The sequence below is a fragment of the Thermodesulfobacteriota bacterium genome (assembly GCA_040755095.1).
GTDB lineage: Bacteria > Desulfobacterota > Desulfobulbia > Desulfobulbales > JBFMBH01 > JBFMBH01.
The window spans coordinates 1-3,399 of the sequence record JBFMBH010000224.1 but is presented as its reverse complement, the minus strand read 5'-3'; the positions used below and the strand labels follow the sequence as shown (position 1 = coordinate 3,399).

Below are 3,399 nucleotides of genomic sequence, written 5' to 3'. Positions count from 1 at the left end.
CTCCTGGTGCATCCTCTTCGCCCTCACCCGTCTCGAGAGCTACCGGGTGAACATCCTCATGCTCTTCGAGCTGGTGGCTGGCACCGTCTCCTATGCCCTCCTGGCCACCACCAGCATCCAGCTCCACGAATGGCTGGGCACAGGCCTCATCATCGCCGCCACCCTGCTGGACAACCTGCGGCCGCCCGTCTTCTCGGACCGCCAGCGCCCTTGATCTGAGTCAAGGCGCTGCTCCTTATCCCATGGTTTGATGGCTGCAGCGGTGCCGGAATGGCCGGTATGGACCGCACATGGACTGAATGGACCAGGAGGATCGATCGATGGAACAGGGCATGCGGATTGTCGATCTGGCCGCGAGCCGGATCTTCGTTGAGCGGGGGGCGGTCAGGGAGCGCCGGAGGCCAGACGCGCCAGGTCAGCCTCCACCAGGGTGCGAGTCTGCTCGTCCCCGGCCGGGACCTTGAGCAGGGCCAGCCCCAGGGCGTTGGCGGCGGCCTGGCGGCAGCCGGTGCTGAGGGCCAGATGGCCCAGCCGGTAGAGGTCAAGGCTGCTGCTGTCGGGATCAATGAGCGAGACGCCGGCGGCCATCGCCTGGTAGGCGGCGGGCAGGTCGCCCATGGCCTCGGCGGTGGCGGCCAGCCGCCGGCTAAGGCCGCCCGCCGGCCCGCCGGGGCCGGCTCGCCGGATCGCCGCCTGGTAGGCCGCCCGGGCGGCCGGCCAGTCGCCCCGGGCCGCCGCCAGGTCCGCCACCAGGGCGTGGCTGCGACTGGCCGCTGGCGCCATTCTCCGGACAGAGTCTGCAAGGCTTCGGGCCAGCCTTTCGTCCCCGGCTGCTGCGGCCAGGCGGGCCCGCAGCTCACCCACCAGCGGATCCCCATCATAGACCGCGGCCAGCCGGTCCAGCTCGGCGGCCAGGGCGATGCGGCCGGCGGCCGCGGCCGGCAGCTCCAGGGGGCCGGTGGCCAGGGCGAAGGGGTCGCTGGCCTGCAGCCGGTGGCGGGCCGCCAGATCAGGATGGCGGTCGCGGTCCACATAGAGCACCGAGGTCTCGTCGAAGAAGATCGGCTGGAAGCGGGGATGCTGGCCGATGAAGGCGGCGAAGCGGCGGTTGCCCAGGCGGGGGATCACAAAATCCGGCTGCCAGGCAGCCGCAAGCCTGGCAAACGCTGCCTCGTCCTGGAAGGCGGCGGCCACCGCAAAGGCATCGGCGTCGGTGAAGAGCATCATCTCCAGATCCATGGCGATCCGGTACCGATCCCCCAGCTGCCACTGCAGAAAGCCGCCGTGGCCCGGGTCGTTGAGCACCCGGCCACCGGGTCCCTCCTGGACGAGAAAGGCGGCGACCCCTGCCGGCAGGCCGGTCATGGCTACCGGGTAGCGGGGCCGGGCCGGCAGCAGGGACCCCAGGAGGAGGGCGGTCGCCACCAGCGGTCCGCCGGCCAGGACCAGCCAGCCGAGCCGCCCCGGCGCGGCGCTCCACCAGGCCGTCGGCAGGAGGGCCTGCTCCCGGATGAGGGGCAGAAGAAGGAGCACCGCCTCCACCCGGAAGCGCTCGGCCCGCAGGAGGAGGAGCGCCGCGCCGGCGGCGAGGATGGCATGGCGGGGCGCAAGGCGGCGGCGCCAGAGGCCGGCCAGCAGGGCGGCGCCCCCCAGGGCCAGAAGGAGATTGGCCAGGCTGTCCGGCAGGGCGTCCAGGGGCAGGAGGCGCACCGTGGTCAGGCCTTCCAGGGTCGGCCGTGCCAGCTCGTTGATATAGAGATGCTGGAGAGGGGCGGACTGGAAGGGCACCGCCAGAAGATCCAGGCCGAACGGGCTCAGCAGGAAGGCCGGCGGCACCAGCACCAGGGCCAGCAGCTGGCGGCCGGAGCTGGACGAGACCCCGGTGCGCCAGCGGCTCCAGAGGGCGTCGGCGAGACAGGCCACCACCACCAGGAAGGCCACCGGATACTCCACCCCGTGCAGGTTGGCCCAGGCGGCGGCGATCAGGGGCAGAACGAGCATCCACCGGGGCCGGCGCTCGGCCACGGCCAGAAAGAGCGCCAGAAACAGGTAGGAGACCAGATGCGGTCGCACCCCCATGAGCGGCCGCACCAGGAGGGCCAGCACCACGACCGCCGCCAGGAGGGCATGGCTGGCCCGCAGCCCGGGCCGCTTTTCATCGGCCAGCAGCAGAAAGGCAGCGGCCAGCATGGTGGCGAGGAAGAGTCCGGCCCGCAGGCCGATGAGGCCCAGGGGGCCTACGGCCTGGTGCAGGCCGTAGACCATGGCCTGGAACAGCCAGTAGTAGTTGGTCCAGGTGCGGCCGGCGGCCAGGAACGAGAAGAAGCCGGAGGCCGGCACCTGGCCGTGGCGGGCCAGAAAGCGGCCGCCGTTCAGGTGGTACCACAGATCGGTGTCGGCCAGGCCGGTGATGGGCCAGGCCAGGAAGAAGCCGGCGGCCAGGGCCAGGACAGCGAGCACCAGCAGCCAGGGCAGAAGGGATGCGGCGTTGCGGCCGCCGGCTGGGGGGTGGCTGGCCATGACCCTCCTTGTTGTTCAGGCCGGTGGTCAGGGCTCGGGGACCGGGCCCAGGTCAAAAAGATAGAGGCTGCCGCCCAGGATGGCCTGGGGCGACAGATCCCGGAACCGGGCATAGAGGTCCGGGTCGCCGGGCCAGAAGTCGGTGCCGTTCACGAAATACATGCGGCCCCAGAGCAGGTTGGCGCTCACCGCCACGTGGCGGCCGGCCGGCTCGCCGGTCAGGGTCCGGTAGCGGATGCCGTAGATCTCCGGCGGCAGCCGGGTGAAGGCGGCCAGCTCGATCACCGGGATGCGGTGCCGATCCTGGTAGTCGGCCAGGGCGATGAGGTCCTGGCCCCAGTCCAGGTTGGAGTCCAGAAGATAGCGGTGCCCGGCGGCGGTGCCGCCGCTGGCCTGGTTGAAATAGGCCAGAAAGTCCGGCCAGGCGGTAACGGCCACGGCCAGCTGCCAGCCGGCCAGGAGGACCAGCACCGCCGGCCGCAGCCAGGCGGGCCTGGCCAAGAGGCCGCGGCCGGCCGCTGCCAGCCGGCCGCAGGCCAGGGCCGCTACCGGAATCAGGAAGAGCAGGTAACGGATGCCGATGTTCTTGTGGCCGGCCAGGGAGAAGACGAGCAAGGATCCCAGCCCCATGGCCAGGGCCGGCAGCTCCCGGGGCTGCAGGCGGCCGCCGAGAAGGGCCAGGAGGGTCGCCACCAGGAACGGCTCCGGCGTCTTCACCAGCCAGGCCACCAGGTAGTAGTGGGGAAAGCCGGAGGCGTTGAACCGGCCCAGGAGGTAGGCCGGATACCCGGTTTCGGCCAGCTGGGCGTCCAGGCCGAGCAGAAAGGGCGCCGGCAGGGGCAGCGGCAGCCAGGCCGGCAGCCACCCCTGGAGCGCCTG

Annotated in this window: 3 protein-coding genes; 1 reads left to right on the top strand and 2 read right to left on the bottom strand. The window is 71.7% G+C overall.

Annotated features, from left to right (window positions below):
• On the top strand, positions 1 to 214 hold a 214-nt coding region (locus AB1634_19040; protein MEW6221608.1), incomplete at its 5' end, for a hypothetical protein.
• A 170-nt stretch (positions 215 to 384) separates the two neighbouring features.
• On the opposite strand, the gene AB1634_19035 is transcribed toward AB1634_19040, so the two are convergent.
• Together AB1634_19035 and AB1634_19030 are read right to left on the bottom strand one after the other, a co-directional pair.
• Positions 385 to 2,520 (bottom strand): hypothetical protein, encoded by a 2,136-nt coding sequence (locus AB1634_19035; protein MEW6221607.1) that lies wholly within the window; start codon positions 2,518 to 2,520, stop codon positions 385 to 387.
• 27 nt (positions 2,521 to 2,547) lie between these two features.
• Positions 2,548 to 3,399 (bottom strand): hypothetical protein (locus AB1634_19030; GenBank protein ID MEW6221606.1); only part of this gene is annotated, 852 nt, incomplete at its 5' end.

Excerpts from the sequence above, each read along its gene's own strand:
- AB1634_19035 (MEW6221607.1), bottom strand. The coding sequence starts at position 2,520 with ATGGCCAGCCACCCCCCAGCCGGCGGCCGCAACGCCGCATCCCTTCTG.